This window comes from Pseudomonas sp. WS 5010 (genome assembly GCF_012985565.1).
Lineage (GTDB): Bacteria > Pseudomonadota > Gammaproteobacteria > Pseudomonadales > Pseudomonadaceae > Aquipseudomonas.
Genome location: NZ_JAAQWQ010000001.1, coordinates 252,783 through 270,434, shown reverse-complemented (window position 1 = coordinate 270,434; position 17,652 = coordinate 252,783). Strand labels below are relative to the sequence as shown.

Here is a 17,652-nt window from a genome sequence, read left to right as displayed (position 1 = left end):
CTATCGCAGGCAAGCCAGCTCCTACCTATTGAAATGCATTTCATATAAAAAAACCGGTGCTCGTAAGAGCGCCGGTTTTTTATTGCCGCTTAATCAATCAGGCATCCAGCTCGGCCCAACGCTCAACCAATACTTCCAGCTCCTGGTTCAGCTTCTCAAGGGACTCGATGACCTTGGCCGTTTCTGCCGCAGGACGCAGGTAGAAACCCGCGTCAGCCATGTCGGCCTCCACGCCAGCGATCTGCTTTTCCTTGGCCTCGATCTCACCCGGCAGGGCTTCGAGCTCACGCTGCAGCTTGTAGCTGAGCTTCTTCTTGGCGGCCGGCGCGGCTTCTTGAACCGGCGCAGCAGCCGCCGGTGCAACCACCGCAGAGTTCAAGTCGGCCTTGCCGGACTTGCTCTCGGTCACACCCAGCAGGCGCGGCGAGCCGCCCTGGCGTAGCCAGTCCTGGTAACCACCGACGTATTCGCGCACCTTGCCTTCACCCTCGAAGACCAGGGTGCTGGTGACCACGTTGTCGAGGAATGCCCGGTCGTGGCTGACCATCAGCACGGTGCCGTTGAACGTCAGCAGGACCTCTTCCAGCAACTCCAGCGTTTCCACGTCGAGGTCGTTGGTCGGTTCGTCGAGCACCAGCAGGTTGGCCGGCTTGCTGAACAGCTTGGCCAGCAGCAGGCGCGCACGCTCACCACCGGACAACGCCTTGACCGGCGTACGCGCACGTTGCGGGCTGAACAGGAAGTCGCCGAGGTAGCTCAGCACGTGGCGGCTCTGGCCGTCGATGTCGATAAAGTCGCGGCCTTCAGCGACGTTGTCGATCACGGTCTTTTCCAGGTCCAACTGGTGGCGCAGTTGGTCGAAGTAGGCCACGTCGATGCGCGTGCCCTCTTCCACGGTACCGCTGGTCGGTTGCAGGCCACTGAGCATCAGCTTGAGCAAGGTGGTCTTGCCGGTACCGTTGGCGCCCAGCAGGCCGATGCGGTCGCCGCGCTGCAGGACCATGGAGAAGTCCTTGATCAGGAACGGGCCATCCGGGTGATGGAAGCTGACATTCTCCAGGACCATGACCTGCTTGCCCGACTTGTCGGCGGTATCGAGCTGGATATTGGCCTTGCCAGTGCGTTCGCGACGCTCGCTACGCTCCACACGCAAGGCTTTCAGGGCCCGTACGCGGCCTTCGTTACGGGTGCGGCGGGCCTTGATGCCCTGGCGGATCCAGACTTCTTCCTGGGCCAGTTTCTTGTCGAACAGCGCGTTGGCGGTTTCTTCGGCGGACAGCGCGGCCTCTTTGTGCACGAGGAAGCTGGCGTAGTCGCCGTTCCAGTCGATCAGGCCGCCGCGATCCAGTTCGAGGATGCGCGTGGCGAGGTTCTGCAGGAAGGACCGGTCGTGCGTGATGAACAACACGGCGCCCTGGAAGTCCTTGAGGGCTTCTTCAAGCCAGGCAATCGCGCCGATATCCAGGTGGTTGGTCGGTTCGTCGAGCAGCAGCAGGTCCGGCTCGGAAACCAGGGCCTGGGCCAGCAGGACGCGGCGACGCCAGCCGCCGGACAATTCGGCGAGGGTCTTGTCGGCCGGCAGTTGCAGGCGGCTCAGGGTGCTGTCGACCAATTGCTGCAAGCGCCAGCCATCACGGGCTTCGAGGTCTTGCTGGACGTGCATCAGTTTATCCAGGTCGGCATCGGTGACGCAGTTCTGCGCCAGGTGATGGTATTGGGCAAGCAATGCGCCCACGCCGTCGAGGCCTTCGGCAACCACGTCGAACACGGTCCGTTCGTCGGCCACCGGCAATTCTTGCGGCAATTCGCCGATCTTCAGGCCCGGGGCGCGCCACACGGAGCCGTCATCGGGCTTCTGGTCGCCTTTTACCAGCTTCATCATGCTGGACTTGCCGGTGCCGTTGCGGCCGATGATGCACACCCGCTCACCACGGGCGATCTGCCAGGACACCTTGTCCAACAACGGCATAGCGCCGAAAGCAAGGGACACATCGCTGAATTTGAGCAGGGTCATACGCTTCTCCAAAAACTGGGCGCGCATTCTACCTGAGTTGGGGGGTGAAGCGGCCGGCATTTTCGTGCCCGACACGTTCTGTAGGACATTTCTTTAGAACTTCAGCGAAGCGGCCTGCAAAGCTTTCACCGGCTGCGGGCAAAAGGCTAAGCTAGGGGCAATCAGTGTCGGCGGCGCCGGCACTAGTCCTGATTTCTTTGCACGGACGTCTCATGCGCAGTCGCCTTTTCAGCTTTTTATCTTGCCTGCTTCTTTCCTCCACCGCCGTCCAGACCGCCCAGGCAGTGGACCTGACCACCCAACGCCAATATTACGACCAAGCCAAGCGCGCCCTGGCCAAAGGCGATACCGGCCCCTACATGCAATACAGCCAGGCCCTGGCCGATTACCCGCTGACGCCGTACCTGGCCTACGACGAACTGACCGCTCGCCTGAAGTCCGCGAACAACCAGGAAATCGAACAGTTCCTGGCCAAGCATGGCGACCTGCCCCAGGCCAACTGGATGAAGCTGCGCTGGTTACGCTGGCTGGCCGAGCGTGGTGATTGGCAGACCTTTGAAAAGTACTACGACGCCAAGCTCAATTTCACCGAGCTGGACTGCCTGCATGGCCAGTACCAGTTGAGCCACAACCTCAAGGCCGAAGGCTACAAGACTGCCGAAGCCCTGTGGATGACTGGCAAATCCCAACCGGCCGCCTGTGATGCCACGTTTGGCCAGTGGGCCGCCGCTGGGCAATTGACCGAACAGAAAATCTGGGACCGCGCCAAGCTGGCCGCCGAGGCCCGCAACTATCCCCTGGCCAACAGCCTGGTGAAAACCCTGCCCACCCTGGGTGCCCAGGGCCGCCTGATGGTGGATGTAGCGCAAAAGCCCACCATGCTCAGCGACCCATCGCGCTTCCTGCCCGCCACTGAAGCCATGTCCGACGCCGTCGGCCTGGGCCTGCGCCGCCTGGCGCGCCAGGACCCGGAACAAGCCATGGCCCTGCTGGATGGGTATGCCAGCAGCATGCACTTCTCGCGCGACGAAAAAGTGTCCATCGCCCGGGAAATCGGCCTGACCCTGGCGCGCCGCTACGACCCGCGCGCCCTGGATGTGATGACCAAATACGACCCGGAACTGCGTGACAACACCGTCTCCGAATGGCGCCTGCGCCTGCTGCTGCGCCTGGCCCGCTGGGAAGATGCCTATCAGTTGACCCGCAAGCTGCCCCAGGACCTGGCCACCACAAACCGCTGGCGCTATTGGCAGGCCCGTGCCCTGGAGCTGGCCGAGCCGAAGAACCCGCAAGCGCTGGTCCTGTACAAAGGCCTGGCAAAGGAGCGGGATTTTTATGGCTTCCTTGCCGCAGACCGCTCCCAGGCTCCGTATCAACTGAATAACCAGCCGCTGGTGATGAGCCAGGCCCTGGTCAACAAGGTGCGCAATACCCCGGGTGTACGCCGCGCCCTGGAATTTTATGCCCGCGGCCAGATCGTCGACGGCCGCCGCGAGTGGTATCACGTCAGCCGTCACTTCAACCGTGACGAAATGGTCGCCCAGGCCAAGCTCGCCTATGACATGAAGTGGTACTTCCCGGCGATCCGCACCATCAGCCAAGCCAAGTACTGGGACGACCTGGACATCCGCTTCCCCATGGCCCACCGCGACACCCTGGTGCGTGAAGCCAAGGTCCGTGGCCTGCATTCGAGCTGGGTGTTTGCTATCACCCGCCAGGAAAGCGCGTTTATGGATGACGCCCGTTCCGGCGTGGGCGCCAGCGGCCTGATGCAATTGATGCCCGCCACCGCCAAGGAAACCGCACGCAAGTTCAGCATTCCGCTGGCATCACCGCAGCAGGTGCTGGACCCGGACAAAAATATCCAGCTCGGCGCCGCCTACCTGAGCCAGGTCCACAGCCAGTTCAACGGCAACCGCGTGCTCGCTTCCGCCGCCTACAACGCCGGCCCTGGGCGCGTACGCCAATGGCTGCGTGGCGCGGACCACCTGAGTTTCGACGTGTGGGTGGAAAGCATCCCGTTCGACGAAACCCGCCAGTACGTGCAAAACGTGCTGTCTTATTCTGTGATCTACGGGCAAAAGCTCAATTCACCACAACCGCTGGTGGACTGGCACGAACGTTATTTCGATGACCTGTAGGAGCCGACCTGGCGATGGCGATCTCACGGACGCCATCGCCAGCCCCCCTACACGGGTTCTTCGCTAAATTGCAGGGCCGCCAGCCGCGCATACAACGGGTTACTGGCAATCAGTTGCTGATGTGTGCCCACAGCCACCAATTTCCCCTGATCCATCACCGCAATCCGGTCGGCGTTTTTCACCGTGGCCAGGCGGTGGGCGATCACCAGGGTGGTACGCCCCTGCATCAATTGCGGTAATGCCTGCTGGATCAGGTGTTCACTCTGCGCGTCCAGGGCGCTGGTGGCCTCGTCCAGCAACAGGATGGGCGCATCCACCAGCAAGGCCCGGGCAATCGCCAGGCGTTGGCGCTGGCCGCCAGAAAGGCCCATGCCGCCATCCCCCAGGTGGGTCTGGTAACCGTCAGGCATTTGCAGGATGAAATCGTGGGCGTGGGCAATGCGCGCCGCCTCTTCGACCTGGGCAAAACTGGCCTTTGGGTTGCCGTAGCGAATGTTGTCTTCGACGCTGCCAAAAAACAGCGCCGGGCTTTGGGACACCAAGGCAAAACAGCGGCGCAGGTCCAAAGGATCGAGGCTGGTCAGCGGTTGGCCTTCGAGCAGCACCTGCCCCTGTTGCGGGTCGTAGAAGCGCAGCAGCAAGTCGAACAGAGTGGACTTGCCCGCCCCGGACGGCCCGACCAGGGCCAGGGTTTCTCCGGCCTTGATACTCAGGCTCAGGCCCTCGATGGCAAAACGATCGGGACGCGACGGGTAGGAAAAGTACAGATCCTGTAGCTCCAGGCGGCCACTGACCCGCTGCGGTAACGTGATCACGCCCGTGGCAGGCGCGTGGATGTCATTGTTCGACTGCAACAGCTCGGCAATCCGCTCCGCCGCCCCGGCGGCCCGTTGCAACTCGCCGATCACCTCGCTCAAGGTGCCAAAGGCGCTGCCGACGATCAGGCTGTAGAACACAAAGGCCGCCAGCTCACCGCCGGAGATGCGCCCGGCGATCACATCCATGCCACCCACCCACAGCATCACGCCGACAGCGCCCAGCACCAGCACAATCACCAGGGTGATCAGCCAGGCACGCTGCACGATGCGTTTGCGCGCCGTGGTGAACGCCTCCTCCACCGTCACCGCGAAGCGCTGCTCATCCTGCACCTGATGGTTGTAGGCCTGCACGGTCTTGATCTGGCCCAGGGTCTCGGACACGTAGCTGCCGACGTCGGCAATCCGGTCCTGGCTCTGGCGCGACAGGCTGCGCACGCGGCGGCCAAAGACCAGGATCGGCGCCAGCACCAGCGGCAATGCCACCACCACAATGCTGGTGAGCTTGGGGTTGGTGATAAACAGCAACACAATCCCGCCGATCACCATCAACGCATTGCGCAGGAACAGCGACAGGGATGAGCCGATCACCGATTGCAGCAAGGTGGTGTCGGCGGTCAGGCGCGACTGGATTTCCGAGCTGCGATTGTTCTCGTAGAACCCCGGATGCAGGTAGATCAGGTGATTGAACACCTGCCGGCGAATGTCCGCCACCACCCGCTCGCCGATCCACGACACCAGGTAGAAGCGTGCAAACGTGCCCACCGCCAGGCCCAGCACGAGGATCATGAACAGACCGATGGACTGGTTGAGCAGGTGCGGCGACTGGGTCATGAAGCCCTGGTCCACCAACAGGCGGATGCCCTGGCCCATGGACAACGTAATGCCTGCGGTGACGATCAGCGCCAGCAAGGCGCCGACGGCCTGCCAGCGATAGGGGGCGATAAAGCGCATGGCCAGGCGAATGGCGCGGCGTTGACGGGCTGAAAGCATGGAGAGCATCACCTGAGGAAGACAACCTCAAGCCTACACCGCAATCGGATTGAACTTGGGTAAATCACAATGAGTCAGGTTAATTATGCCCGGCAAGACTAGGCCCTAGAGGCTATCGGTCTAAAGTGCGGCTGGAAATCCAAAGTGATTTCTGCTGGACTGGGCATTCGATCCGTCGACGGGCCATGGAGTTGTAACAGCTCGGTCACGCGGGGGAATTAGAGTAGGTACACAACCTGATGAGGAGACAGGCCATGTCCTTGCAAAACAGCAGCACTGACAAAGTTGAAGTAATCCGCCAGCCGCAGCAGTTGCCATGCTCGTACATCGATGCCCAGGGCCGCGAAGTGCAGATTACCGAAGAGATGATCCAGGGCGCGTGCGCCGAACTGGAGCAGAAACTGGTCAAGCCTGCCCAGCAAGGCTGATACGCCCCAGCTCTTTCAGACCCGGCCCCGGTGGCCGGGTTTTTTATGCCTGCGCTGTGTACATCAGCAAAGGTTTGCGCCCAGGGCGTTGACGAGGCTGTGCAACGCCGCCGACTCCCCGCTGACCCGCACCTTCAAGCCGTCAATCTCGCGGCGATCCGGGTAGTGCTTGCGCAGCAGGTCGAAGGCCTTGCGCTGCTGCTCCACAGTGCCCACCAGGCTGCGGCGAAAATCCGCATCGTCACGGCGCGGGTCGTAGACGCTGCGGCACAACGTCGCCAGGGCCCAGGCCGGGTCGGTGCTGGCATGCAGGTTGACCTCGGCCAGCCAAGGCTCGGGCAGCAAGTCACTCAGTTGGATGCGCGCCGGCTGGCCAAGGTGCGCGCACAGCGCCTGGTAGATCTGCGCCGTGCCGCGCTGCTTGCCGTCCAGGCTGTAGCCGGCGATATGCGGGGTCGCCAGCACGCACAACTCGGCCAGCTCGACATCCACCTCAGGCTCGCCTTCCCACACGTCCAGCACCGCCTGCAGGTCTTCGCGCTCCAGCAACACCTCGCGCAGCGCCGTGTTATCCACCACCGGGCCACGGCTGGCGTTGATCAGCCAGGCACCGGGCTTGAGTTGCTCCAGGCGCTGGCGATCCAGCAGGTGCCAGGTCGAGCCACTGCCGGATTTTTTCAGCGGGGTATGCAGGCTGATCACATCACATTGCTCGATGATCTGCTCAAGGCTGACGTAATCACCGTCTTCGGCAATCTGGCGGGGCGGATCGCAGACCAGCACCTTCCAGCCCAGGCCCCTGAGCACCTTTACCAGGCGCCCGCCCACTTCACCGGCACCGACGACGCCATAGGTGCGCTGGGTCAGGTCCGCACCCTCGATTTCAGCCAGGGTCAGCAGGCTGCCCAGCACATAGTCCACCACCCCACGGGCGTTGCAGCCCGGCGCGCTGGACCATTGGATACCGGCCTTTTGAAAGTAGTCGAGGTCCAGGTGATCGGTGCCGATGGTGCACGTGCCGACAAACCGTACCGGCGTGCCTTCGAGCAGCGCCCGGTTGACGTTGGTCACCGAACGCACCAGCAGCACATCGGCCTGTTCAATGGCGGCGCGGTCGATGGCGCGGCCCGGCACCCGGCGGATCTCGCCAAAACCTTCAAAGAACGCATCGAGCAGCGGGATATTTTCGTCGGCAACAATCAGCATGGCAGGCTCCTTTGGCGGACCCGCAGTGTACAGGCACCAGCCTGTGGCGCGTTTACAAATCCGCTACACAGGTATTTTCCTGACCTACCCGTCAAGGCGTAGAATGCGCCGTCCTGCGCTCCCCCTTATCGGACATCTGCACGTGAACACTGCCACTCTGCCCCTCTCCCGCCCTGCCCGCGTTCGCCGGGAAGTCCACAGCCTGCTGGCGCTGGCCCTGCCGATCATGATCGGGCAACTGGCAACCACTGCCATGGGGTTTGTCGATGCAGTGATGGCCGGGCGCGTGAGTGCGCGGGACCTGGCGGCGGTGGCCCTGGGCAATTCCATCTGGATCCCGGTGTATCTGTTGATGACCGGCACCTTGCTGGCCACCACCCCCAAAGTCGCCCAGCGCTTTGGCGCCGGCAGCCACACCGAGATCGGCCCGCTGGTGCGCCAGGCGTTGTGGCTGGCGCTGGTGGTGGGGTGCACCGCGGCATTGCTGTTGATCAGCGCCGAGCCGATCCTGCATGCGATGAACGTCGACCCCGAGCTGATCGCCCCCTGCATGGGCTACCTGCACGGCATCGCGGCGGGCATGCCGGCGGTGGCGCTGTATTACGTACTGCGTTGTTTCAGTGACGGCCTGGGCCGCACGCGCCCGAGCATGATCCTCGGCCTGGGCGGGCTGGCGTTGAATATCCCGCTGAACTACGTGTTCATCTATGGCCATTTCGGCGTGCCGGCCATGGGCGGCGTGGGCTGCGGCTGGGCCACCGGGATCGTGATGTGGGCAATGATGCTGGGCTTCGCCGCCTGGACGCGCTGGGCCCCGGTCTATCAAGCCAGCGAGCTGTTCAAGCGCTTCGACTGGCCGAAATGGTCGGTGATCAAGCGCATCCTGGGCATCGGCCTGCCGATTGGCATCGCCGTGTTTGCCGAATCGAGCATCTTTGCGGTGATCGCCCTGCTGATCGGCAGCCTGGGCGCAACTGTAGTGGCCGGGCATCAGATCGCCCTGAACTTCAGCTCCCTGGTGTTCATGATTCCCTACTCCCTGAGCATGGCCGTGACCGTGCGGGTCGGCCAGGCCCTGGGCCGTGGCGAACCCCGTGAAGCGCGCTTCGCCGCAGGCGTGGGGATGGGCACCGCACTGGCTTATGCCTGCCTGTCGTGCAGCCTGATGCTGTTGTTTCGCGAGCAGATCGCCACGATCTACACCGCCGACCCACAGGTGGTCCAGGTGGCGGCGATGCTGATTGTGTTTGCGGCGCTGTTCCAGTTCTCCGATGCGATCCAGGTGACCGCCGCCGGCGCCCTGCGTGGCTACCAGGACACCCGCGTGACCATGATCCTGACCCTGTTCGCCTATTGGGGCGTGGGCCTGCCGGTGGGTTACTTGTTGGGCCTGACCGACTGGCTGGGCCAGGCCAACGGCCCGAGCGGCTTGTGGCAGGGGCTGATCGTCGGCCTCAGCTGCGCGGCGGCGATGCTGGTAGTGCGCCTGGCACGCAGTGCGCGCAAGCGCATCCGCACGGCGGTTTAAGCGAGCTTCTTGCGGATCCAGTACAGGTAAGTACCGGCCTCTTCGCGCTGTTCTACCAGTTCATGGTCCAGGAACACGCAGAACTTGGGGATATCGCGACGGGTCGAGGGATCGGTCGCGATGACCTTGAGCAGGCCGCCCGGTGCCAGGTCGCGGATATGCTGGTGCAGCATCATCACCGGTTCCGGGCAGTTGAGGCCGGTGGCGTCGAGGGTGCCGTCGACGGGTACATCCGAAAACTGACTCATACTTCACTCCGAAAACAGATCCGCCCCTGTGTGGGAGCGGGCTGCCCGCGATGACGTGGGCACATTCAACATTGATTTCGATTGTTATAACGCTATCGCGGGCAAGCCCGCTCCCACATTTTGGAGCGGTGCCCGCCACAGGATCAACGGGCCTTGGGTTTCTTTACGTCCAGGCGGCGCAGGTGGCAGGTCACTTCCTCGCGGTCGTGGTACAGCTGCTTGCAACCGATTTCCACGCGAATGCCTCGCGCCTTGAAGCCTTCTTCGATGCGCTCCAGCAGGCGCTTCACTTCGGCATAACGCTGTTTCATCGGCAACTTGAGGTTGACCACCGCTTCGCGGCAATGCCCCTCGCCAATCCAGGTTTCCAGCAGGGCTGCGTTGCGCGCCGGCTTCTCGACGATATCGCAGACCATCCAGTCCACCGGCTGCTTGGGGGTGAAGGTAAACCCATCCGCCATCAGGTGTTGCACCAGGCCGGTGTCCATCAGGCTTTCGGCCATGGGGCCGTTATCGATCGCCGTCACCAGCATGCCACGGTTGACCAACTGCCAGGTCCAGCCGCCCGGCGCTGCGCCAAGGTCCACGCCAGTCATGTCGCCGTGCAGGCGCTCGCCCCACTGGTCCCGGGGGATAAAGTGGTGCCAGGCCTCTTCCAGCTTGAGGGTCGAGCGGCTTGGCGCGTCACGGGGGAATTTCAGGCGCGGGATGCCCATCGGCCACATCGCCGAGTTATTTGACTCGGCCAGGCCCATGAACACTTCGCGGCCGCTCTTGAAGGTCAGCAGCAGGCGCGGCTTGCTCGGGTCTTCGACCAGTTTGCCGGCGGCCAGCAGGGCCTTGCGCAGGTGCACTTCGAATTTCTTGCAGAAGTTCGACAGTTCCTTGCCGTCGTTGGTATCGACCATTTCCAGCCACAGGCTGCCGCACACCGGGAAATCGCGCAGGTGCGCGAGGATCACGCTGATGCGGTCGGTCTCTGGCAAGTCGATGAACACCCCACGCGCCCACTGCCTTGGGAAGATCAGCTCGGCAAAGCGTTGGCCGCGCATCAGGCGCTGGGCGCCGTCTTCTTCGGTGCAGACAAATTCGGCGCAGGCGCTGCCGGTCTTGGCCTTGGCATAGCCGGAAACGTTCAGGCGCGCGGCGTGTTCCGCGATCTCGGAACAGACTTCGCCTTCAAAACCCGGGCGGCAGTGCATAAAAAGGGTGTTCATTGAATCTCCTGGCAACTGGCTTGCTCTATCGCAATGCCTGTCATGAAAACGCGCGCATGATAGCTGAGTTCGGAACCTTGGACTTGTCCATAGAGTCCAGTTATTAGCCTGCTACTGAAAACAGGGCTAAGTTGAAAGCTCTGTTCGTCCCGTCAGGTCCGTAGCCGTGCGGACCATAAGGAGTCATGTAATGTCATCCGTTGATAGCCTGAGAACCCTTAAGACCCTGCAAATCGACAGTAAGACCTACCACTACTTCAGCTTGCCCGAAGCCGCCAAGAGCCTGGGTGACCTGGACAAGTTGCCGATGTCCCTCAAGGTGCTGCTGGAAAACCTGCTGCGCTGGGAGGACGAAAAAACCGTGACCGGAGCCGATCTCAAGGCGCTGGCCGCCTGGCTCAAGGAGCGTCGCTCCGACCGCGAGATCCAGTACCGCCCGGCCCGGGTACTGATGCAGGACTTTACCGGCGTACCCGCCGTGGTCGACCTGGCCGCCATGCGCGCCGCCGTGGCCAAGGCCGGTGGCGATCCGCAGCGCATCAACCCGCTGTCGCCGGTGGACCTGGTGATTGACCACTCGGTGATGGTCGACAAGTTCGGCAACGCCGATGCCTTCGAGCAAAACGTCGATATCGAAATGCAGCGCAACGGTGAACGCTATGCGTTCCTGCGCTGGGGCCAGAGCGCCTTTGATAATTTCAGCGTGGTGCCACCGGGGACCGGCATCTGTCACCAGGTCAACCTGGAATACCTGGGCCGCACGGTGTGGACCAAGGACGAGGACGGCCGCACCTACGCCTTCCCGGACACCCTGGTGGGCACCGATTCCCACACCACCATGATCAACGGCCTCGGCGTCCTGGGCTGGGGCGTGGGTGGGATCGAGGCGGAAGCGGCGATGCTCGGCCAGCCGGTGTCGATGCTCATCCCGGAAGTGATCGGCTTCAAGCTCACCGGCAAGTTGAAAGAAGGCATCACCGCCACCGACCTGGTGCTGACGGTCACGCAAATGCTGCGTAAAAAAGGTGTGGTGGGCAAATTCGTCGAGTTCTATGGCGACGGCCTCGCCGACCTGCCCCTGGCCGACCGCGCGACCATCGCCAACATGGCCCCGGAATACGGCGCCACCTGCGGCTTTTTCCCCGTCGATGAGGTGACCCTGGACTACTTGCGCCTGTCGGGCCGGCCTGCGGCCACCGTCAAGCTGGTCGAGGCGTACACCAAGGCCCAGGGCCTGTGGCGCAATGCCGGTGAAGAACCAGTGTTCACCGACAGCCTGGCCCTCGACATGGGCACCGTAGAAGCCAGCCTGGCCGGGCCCAAACGCCCGCAGGACCGAGTCTCGCTGCCGGATGTGAGCCAGGCGTTCACGGACTTCCTCGACTTGCAGTTCAAACCTGCCAGCAAGGAAGAAGGTCGCCTGGAAAGTGAAGGCGGCGGTGGTGTCGCGGTGGGTAACGCCGACCTGGTCGGTGAAGCCGACTACGACTTTGAAGGCCAGACCTATCGCCTGAAAAACGGCGCGGTGGTGATCGCCGCGATCACCTCCTGCACCAACACCTCCAACCCCAGCGTGATGATGGCTGCAGGCCTGGTCGCGAAAAAAGCCGTGGAAAAGGGCCTGAGCCGCAAGCCCTGGGTAAAAAGCTCGCTGGCGCCAGGCTCCAAGGTGGTCACCGACTACTACAACGCCGCCGGCCTGACCCCCTACCTGGACCAATTGGGCTTCGACCTGGTGGGTTATGGCTGTACCACCTGCATCGGCAACTCCGGGCCATTGCCCGAGCCTATCGAGAAAGCCATCCAGAAAGCCGACCTGACCGTGGCGTCGGTGCTGTCCGGCAACCGTAACTTCGAGGGCCGCGTGCATCCGCTGGTGAAAACCAACTGGCTGGCCTCGCCGCCGCTGGTGGTGGCCTATGCCCTGGCCGGGACCGTGCGCATTGATATCAGCAGCGAGCCCCTGGGCACCGGCAAGGATGGTGCGCCGGTCTACCTGCGCGATATCTGGCCCAGCAGCCAGGAGATCGCCGACGCGGTGGCCCAGGTCAGCACCAGCATGTTCCACAAGGAATACGCCGAGGTGTTCGCCGGTGACGCACAGTGGCAAGCCATTGAAGTGCCACAGGCCGCGACCTATGTATGGCAAAAAGACTCCACCTATATCCAGCACCCGCCGTTCTTCGATGACATCGCCGGACCGCTGCCGGTGATCAAGGATGTGCCGGGCGCCAATATCCTGGCCCTGCTTGGCGACTCGGTAACCACCGACCACATCTCCCCGGCCGGCAATATCAAGGCCGACAGCCCGGCCGGCCGTTACCTGCGCGAACAGGGCGTGGAACCGCGGGACTTCAACTCCTACGGCTCGCGCCGTGGCAACCATGAAGTGATGATGCGCGGTACCTTCGCCAACATCCGTATCCGCAACGAAATGCTTGGCGGCGAAGAAGGGGGCAACACCCTCTACATTCCCACCGGCGAGAAGATGCCGATCTACGATGCGGCCATGAAGTACCAGGCGTCCGGCACGCCACTGGTGGTGATCGCCGGCCAGGAATACGGCACTGGCTCCAGCCGCGACTGGGCCGCCAAGGGCACCAACCTGCTGGGGGTCAAGGCGGTGATTGCCGAGAGCTTCGAGCGCATCCACCGCTCCAACCTGGTGGGCATGGGCGTGCTGCCGCTGCAGTTCAAGCTGGACCAGAACCGCAAGGCGCTGCAACTGACCGGTAAGGAGAAGATCGACATTCTCGGCCTGACCGATGCCCAGATCGAGCCACGGATGAACCTGACGCTGGTGATTACCCGCGAGGATGGCCGCAGCGAGAAGGTCGAGGTGCTGTGCCGGATCGACACCCTCAATGAAGTTGAATACTTCAAGGCGGGTGGGATTCTGCACTATGTACTGCGTCAACTGATCGCTTCGTAAACCGCGCAGCACACCTCTCGCTGAGGGGTGTGCTGTTTGTTCAGCACAGGTTTATTGGTCTTTAAATCCCAGTTGTTTGAACAACGTGGCCATATTGTAGTAATCCGTGCACTCGATGATTTTACTATTGGCGGTTTTAATCACGCACACCCCGCGAACCAAAATCTCTTTATGGGTTGCAGCCCGATCAAACAACGTCCCTTTGTGCGTGCCTGTCATATGCCATTGAATAGTGCCGCCGCCCTCTCCCAGGCTGATCACTTCCTCGAACACCTTGAAGTCCGGCAAGGCTTGCCTGATCAAGTCGAAAAACCCGCCTAACTCGGGTTTTCCCTTCATTTTCATTTCAGCCGCGACATCCTCGTAAATGCAATCATCTGCAAAGATCGCGAGAAATCGCTGTTTGGAGGAAGTGGACCATGCGTCGGCCCATTCTTTAATCAGTTGATGATCATTCATTGTAAAAGCCTCTGAAAGTCGGGAACACGCCTCTTGCGCTGCATACTCCGCCTGACAGATACACCTTCAACTCCTGCTGAGCAGATACTCCCTCTGTTCGTAAGCGTGAAAAAAGCTTAGTTGCCGCCGCGCCATCCAACCAATGTCCAGATGGCGGTTTTTTCATTTAAGTGATCAATGGCGCTCCGTATAATCGGCCGCTGATTCCTGGGCGCCGATTAATGCTGAGCGCCCGCTTGACCGTCACAAGGACTTCTCATGTTTGCTGCTTTACCCTGGCTGTACCTGGCGCTTCTTTCGATTGGCTATGCGCTGGCCCTGACCTATGGACAACTGGGGTTGCTGGCGCTGGTATCGGTCGGTTTACTGGGGGGCGCCGGGTATGCCGTGCGCCAACAACACATCCCCTGGGCCCGCTACCTCGGCCATGGCCTGTTCATCGTATTGGCCCTGGGCCTGGCGATGCACTGGCTGCCCGGTTTCTACAACGGTCGCGGCATCGACCCACAGCGCTTCACGGCCGATGCCGTGCCCTTCTCGATGTACCTGAACCAGGACAAGCCGCTGATCGGCTTCTGGCTGCTGCTCGCCTGCCCGTGGATCGTCGCTCGCCGCCCGTTGCGCCTGTCGATCTACGCCACGGCCCTGGCCTTGACCCTGACCACCATCGCCGCCCTTGGCGGTGCGGTACTGCTGGGCATCATCAGTTGGGCCCCCAAATGGCCGGACCAGGCCTGGCTCTGGGTGTTGAACAACCTGTTGCTGGTGACCCTGGTTGAGGAGGCACTGTTTCGCGGCTACATCCAGGGCGGCCTGAGCCGGCGCTTCAAACAACTGCCCTATGGCGAAAACCTCGCCTTGCTACTGGCTTCGCTGCTGTTTGGCCTGGTGCATGTGGGCGCGGGTTGGCAGTGGGTGCTGCTGGCCAGTATCGCCGGCGCGGGGTATGGCCTGGCCTACCGCTTCGGCGGCCTGGGCGCAGCGATTGCCACGCACTTTGGCTTGAACCTCCTGCATTTCGGCTTGTTTACCTACCCGATGCTGGCGGGCTGAGCAGTCCCTCTGCACTGAACACAAAAGCCGCCTTCGGGCGGCTTTTGTGTGTTCGGCGCTCGATAAAACCTAGCCGGACGGTCAGTGGTCGCCCCTCCCCCCGTTCGGCAGAATGCCTAGGAGCTTTCGTACTCACCCAACCAGCAGCGTTTCAATTGCCGGGGTTGCGATGAGGCAACCCACGCCTGTGTGTCAGGCATCCAATAAGAACCCACGCCCATGCCTCTCAAGACCCTGTCCATCTTCGGCACTCGCCCGGAGGCCATTAAAATGGCACCGCTGGCGATCCAACTGGCAAGCGATGCCCATTTCGACTCGAGGGTCTGCGTCACCGCGCAGCACCGCGAGATGCTGGATCAAGTTCTCGAGCTGTTTGAACTGGTGCCGGACTATGACCTGAACATCATGAAAGCCGGGCAAAACCTGACAGATGTGACCACGGCCATCATCCAGGGGCTCCAGGCAGTGCTGGATGACTTCAAGCCGGATGTGATCCTGGTCCATGGCGACACCGCTACCACCTTCGCTGCCAGCCTGGCGGCCTATTACCGGCAGATTCCGATTGCCCACATCGAGGCCGGGCTGCGTACCAACGACCTGTATTCACCCTGGCCGGAGGAAGGCAATCGACGCCTGACCGGCAGCCTGGCGACGCTGCACTTTGCCCCCACGCAAACCTCCCGGCAAAACCTGCTCAAGGAAGGCGTGGCCCCGGACAGGATCCATGTCACGGGCAATACCGTGATTGATGCGCTGCTCAGCGTGGTAGAGAAGCTGATGCCGATGCGCGCCCGGCTTGATCGACAGTTTTCGTTCCTGCCCAAGGGGCAACGCATGGTGCTGGTAACCGGGCATCGCCGGGAAAACTTTGGCGAGGGTCTGGAGCGTATCTGCCAGGCCCTGGCAGACAGCGCCCGGTGCTTTCCAGAGGTGGCCTTTGTTTACCCGATGCACCTGAACCCCAATGTGCAGAAGCCGGTAAAACGCCTGTTGGCCGGGATCGACAATGTGTACCTGATCGCCCCGCAGGATTACCTGCCCTTCGTGTACCTGATGACCCGCGCCTACCTGATTCTCACCGACTCGGGCGGCATCCAGGAGGAAGCGCCCGCCCTGGGCAAGCCGGTACTGGTGATGCGCGATACCACCGAGCGCCCCGAGGCTGTGGCGGCAGGCACCGTCAGGCTGGTCGGCACCGAGGTCAGTTGCATCACCCACCACCTTAACCAGTTGCTGGAGAACGAGGCCGCCTATCGGCAAATGAGCATCGCCCATAACCCTTATGGCGACGGGAATGCTTGCGTGCGTATCCGGGCTGCGTTGCTGGACCTGCCGCAAAAAAGCGAGGCCGCTGCATGAATGTCGAGAAGATTTGCGTCATGGGCCTGGGCTACATTGGCCTGCCCACCGCGGCCATTTTTGCCTCGCGCAAAAAGCAGGTGATCGGCGTGGATATCAACCAGCGCACCGTGGACATCATCAATCGCGGAGCCGTGCATATTGTCGAGCCCGAGCTGGAGCTGCTGGTCCACGGGGTGATCACCCAAGGCTACCTACGGGCAACCACTACGGTGGAGCCTGCCGAGGCGTTCCTGATCGCCGTTCCCACGCCGTTCACGGGCAACCATGAACCTGACCTGAGCTACATCCGGGCCGCTATCGAAGCCCTGGCTCCGGTGCTGAAAAAACACGACCTGGTCGTCCTCGAATCCACCTCACCAGTGGGCACCACCGAGCGCATGGCCCAGTGGCTCGCCCGGGCACGACCCGACCTGACCTTCCCGACGACCCACGGCCAAGCCAGTGATATCCGCGTTGCCCACTGCCCGGAGCGTGTGTTGCCGGGCCATGTACTGCGCGAGCTGGTGAGCAATGACCGGATCATCGGCGGCCTGACGCCGGCGTGCTCGGCGGCCGCCACCCAGTTGTACCGGACATTCGTCAAAGGCCAATGCATCGAGACCGACGCACGCACGGCAGAGATGTGCAAGCTCACGGAAAACAGCTTTCGCGACGTCAATATCGCCTTTGCCAATGAGCTTTCAATGATCTGCGCACAGTTGAAGATCAACCCCTGGGAGCTGATTCGCCTGGCCAACCATCACCCGCGGGTGAACATCCTCCAGCCAGGGCCGGGTGTGGGCGGGCACTGCATTGCCGTCGACCCGTGGTTCATCGTCAGCAAGAGCCCGGACCTGGCGCGTTTGATCCGCACGGCGCGGGAGGTCAATGAGCATAAGCCGCAGTGGGTGATCCAGCAGGTCAAGCTGGCGCTGGCATCCCTGCTGCTCAAGCGTACCGACCTGCAGGCCGGCAGCGTGCGCATTGCCTGCTATGGCCTGGCATTCAAGGCCGATATCGATGACTTGCGTGAAAGCCCGGCCTTGAGTATCGCCCGGCAACTGGGCCAGGAACTGGGGGTCAAGCTGCTGCTGGTGGAGCCCAACATCGAGGCGCTGCCCGCCGACATGGCCATGCACTCGCTGACTGACACCGCCGACGCCCTCGAGCGCGCACAGATTCATGTGTTGCTGGTCAGGCACCGCGAGTTCGTCTCGATGCCCGCCCTGCGCGATGGCCTTCTGGTGATTGATGCTGCCGGCGTGCTGGCAGCCTGA

Annotated in this window: 13 protein-coding genes; 7 read left to right on the top strand and 6 right to left on the bottom strand. The window is 62.2% G+C overall.

All coding sequences use genetic code 11. From position 1 onward, the window contains the following. Positions 1 to 97: 97 nt before the first annotated feature. Positions 98 to 2,014: an ATP-binding cassette domain-containing protein gene (locus HBO11_RS01155; protein WP_169954188.1), complete on the bottom strand. Its 1,917-nt coding sequence runs from the start codon at positions 2,012 to 2,014 to the stop codon at positions 98 to 100. Between the two features lie 212 nt (positions 2,015 to 2,226). Between HBO11_RS01155 and HBO11_RS01150 the strand changes: the two genes are divergently transcribed. Further along, a complete protein-coding gene (locus HBO11_RS01150) occupies positions 2,227 to 4,155 on the top strand; it encodes a transglycosylase SLT domain-containing protein (protein WP_169954291.1) in 1,929 nt (642 codons plus the stop codon). A 47-nt stretch (positions 4,156 to 4,202) separates the two neighbouring features. On the opposite strand, the gene HBO11_RS01145 is transcribed toward HBO11_RS01150, so the two are convergent. Continuing rightward, positions 4,203 to 5,972: an ABC transporter transmembrane domain-containing protein gene (locus HBO11_RS01145; protein ID WP_169954281.1), complete on the bottom strand. Its 1,770-nt coding sequence runs from the start codon at positions 5,970 to 5,972 to the stop codon at positions 4,203 to 4,205. 245 nt (positions 5,973 to 6,217) lie between these two features. Here HBO11_RS01145 and HBO11_RS01140 point away from each other — a divergent pair, with 245 nt between their 5' ends. Next, positions 6,218 to 6,391, top strand: a complete 174-nt coding sequence (locus tag HBO11_RS01140; protein WP_029300072.1) for a PA1571 family protein — start codon at positions 6,218 to 6,220, stop codon at positions 6,389 to 6,391. A gap of 63 nt (positions 6,392 to 6,454) precedes the next feature. Here HBO11_RS01140 and pdxB read toward each other — a convergent pair whose 3' ends face one another. Beyond that, positions 6,455 to 7,597, bottom strand: a complete 1,143-nt coding sequence (pdxB, locus tag HBO11_RS01135) for a 4-phosphoerythronate dehydrogenase PdxB (RefSeq protein ID WP_169954190.1) — start codon at positions 7,595 to 7,597, stop codon at positions 6,455 to 6,457. 142 nt (positions 7,598 to 7,739) lie between these two features. Between pdxB and HBO11_RS01130 the strand changes: the two genes are divergently transcribed. Beyond that, complete coding sequence (locus HBO11_RS01130) at positions 7,740 to 9,125, top strand: MATE family efflux transporter (protein WP_169954292.1); 1,386 nt, start codon at positions 7,740 to 7,742, stop codon at positions 9,123 to 9,125. On the opposite strand, the gene tusA is transcribed toward HBO11_RS01130, so the two are convergent. Beyond that, the gene (tusA, locus tag HBO11_RS01125) at positions 9,122 to 9,373 is read right to left on the bottom strand and encodes a sulfurtransferase TusA (RefSeq protein WP_076961259.1); all 252 of its coding nucleotides are present in this window, start codon (positions 9,371 to 9,373) and stop codon (positions 9,122 to 9,124) included. The two genes, HBO11_RS01130 and tusA, sit on opposite strands and share 4 nt — an antisense overlap. 143 nt (positions 9,374 to 9,516) lie before the next feature. Further along, positions 9,517 to 10,590 (bottom strand): 23S rRNA (cytidine(2498)-2'-O)-methyltransferase RlmM, encoded by a 1,074-nt coding sequence (rlmM, locus tag HBO11_RS01120; RefSeq protein ID WP_169954192.1) that lies wholly within the window; start codon positions 10,588 to 10,590, stop codon positions 9,517 to 9,519. A 190-nt stretch (positions 10,591 to 10,780) separates the two neighbouring features. Between rlmM and acnA the strand changes: the two genes are divergently transcribed. Next, positions 10,781 to 13,522, top strand: a complete 2,742-nt coding sequence (gene acnA, locus HBO11_RS01115; RefSeq protein WP_169954193.1) for an aconitate hydratase AcnA — start codon at positions 10,781 to 10,783, stop codon at positions 13,520 to 13,522. Between the two features lie 51 nt (positions 13,523 to 13,573). On the opposite strand, the gene HBO11_RS01110 is transcribed toward acnA, so the two are convergent. Continuing rightward, positions 13,574 to 13,981 (bottom strand): ester cyclase, encoded by a 408-nt coding sequence (locus HBO11_RS01110; RefSeq protein ID WP_169954194.1) that lies wholly within the window; start codon positions 13,979 to 13,981, stop codon positions 13,574 to 13,576. A 258-nt stretch (positions 13,982 to 14,239) separates the two neighbouring features. On the opposite strand from HBO11_RS01110, the gene HBO11_RS01105 reads away from it, so the two are divergent. The 3 genes from HBO11_RS01105 to wecC all read left to right on the top strand — a co-directional run bounded on the left by HBO11_RS01105 (position 14,240) and on the right by wecC (position 17,652). After that, complete coding sequence (locus HBO11_RS01105; protein WP_169954195.1) at positions 14,240 to 15,034, top strand: CPBP family intramembrane glutamic endopeptidase; 795 nt, start codon at positions 14,240 to 14,242, stop codon at positions 15,032 to 15,034. 219 nt (positions 15,035 to 15,253) lie between these two features. Beyond that, positions 15,254 to 16,393: a UDP-N-acetylglucosamine 2-epimerase (non-hydrolyzing) gene (gene wecB, locus HBO11_RS01100; protein WP_169954196.1), complete on the top strand. Its 1,140-nt coding sequence runs from the start codon at positions 15,254 to 15,256 to the stop codon at positions 16,391 to 16,393. Beyond that, positions 16,390 to 17,652 (top strand): UDP-N-acetyl-D-mannosamine dehydrogenase, encoded by a 1,263-nt coding sequence (wecC, locus tag HBO11_RS01095; RefSeq protein WP_169954197.1) that lies wholly within the window; start codon positions 16,390 to 16,392, stop codon positions 17,650 to 17,652. The genes wecB and wecC overlap by 4 nt, the downstream gene beginning before the upstream one ends.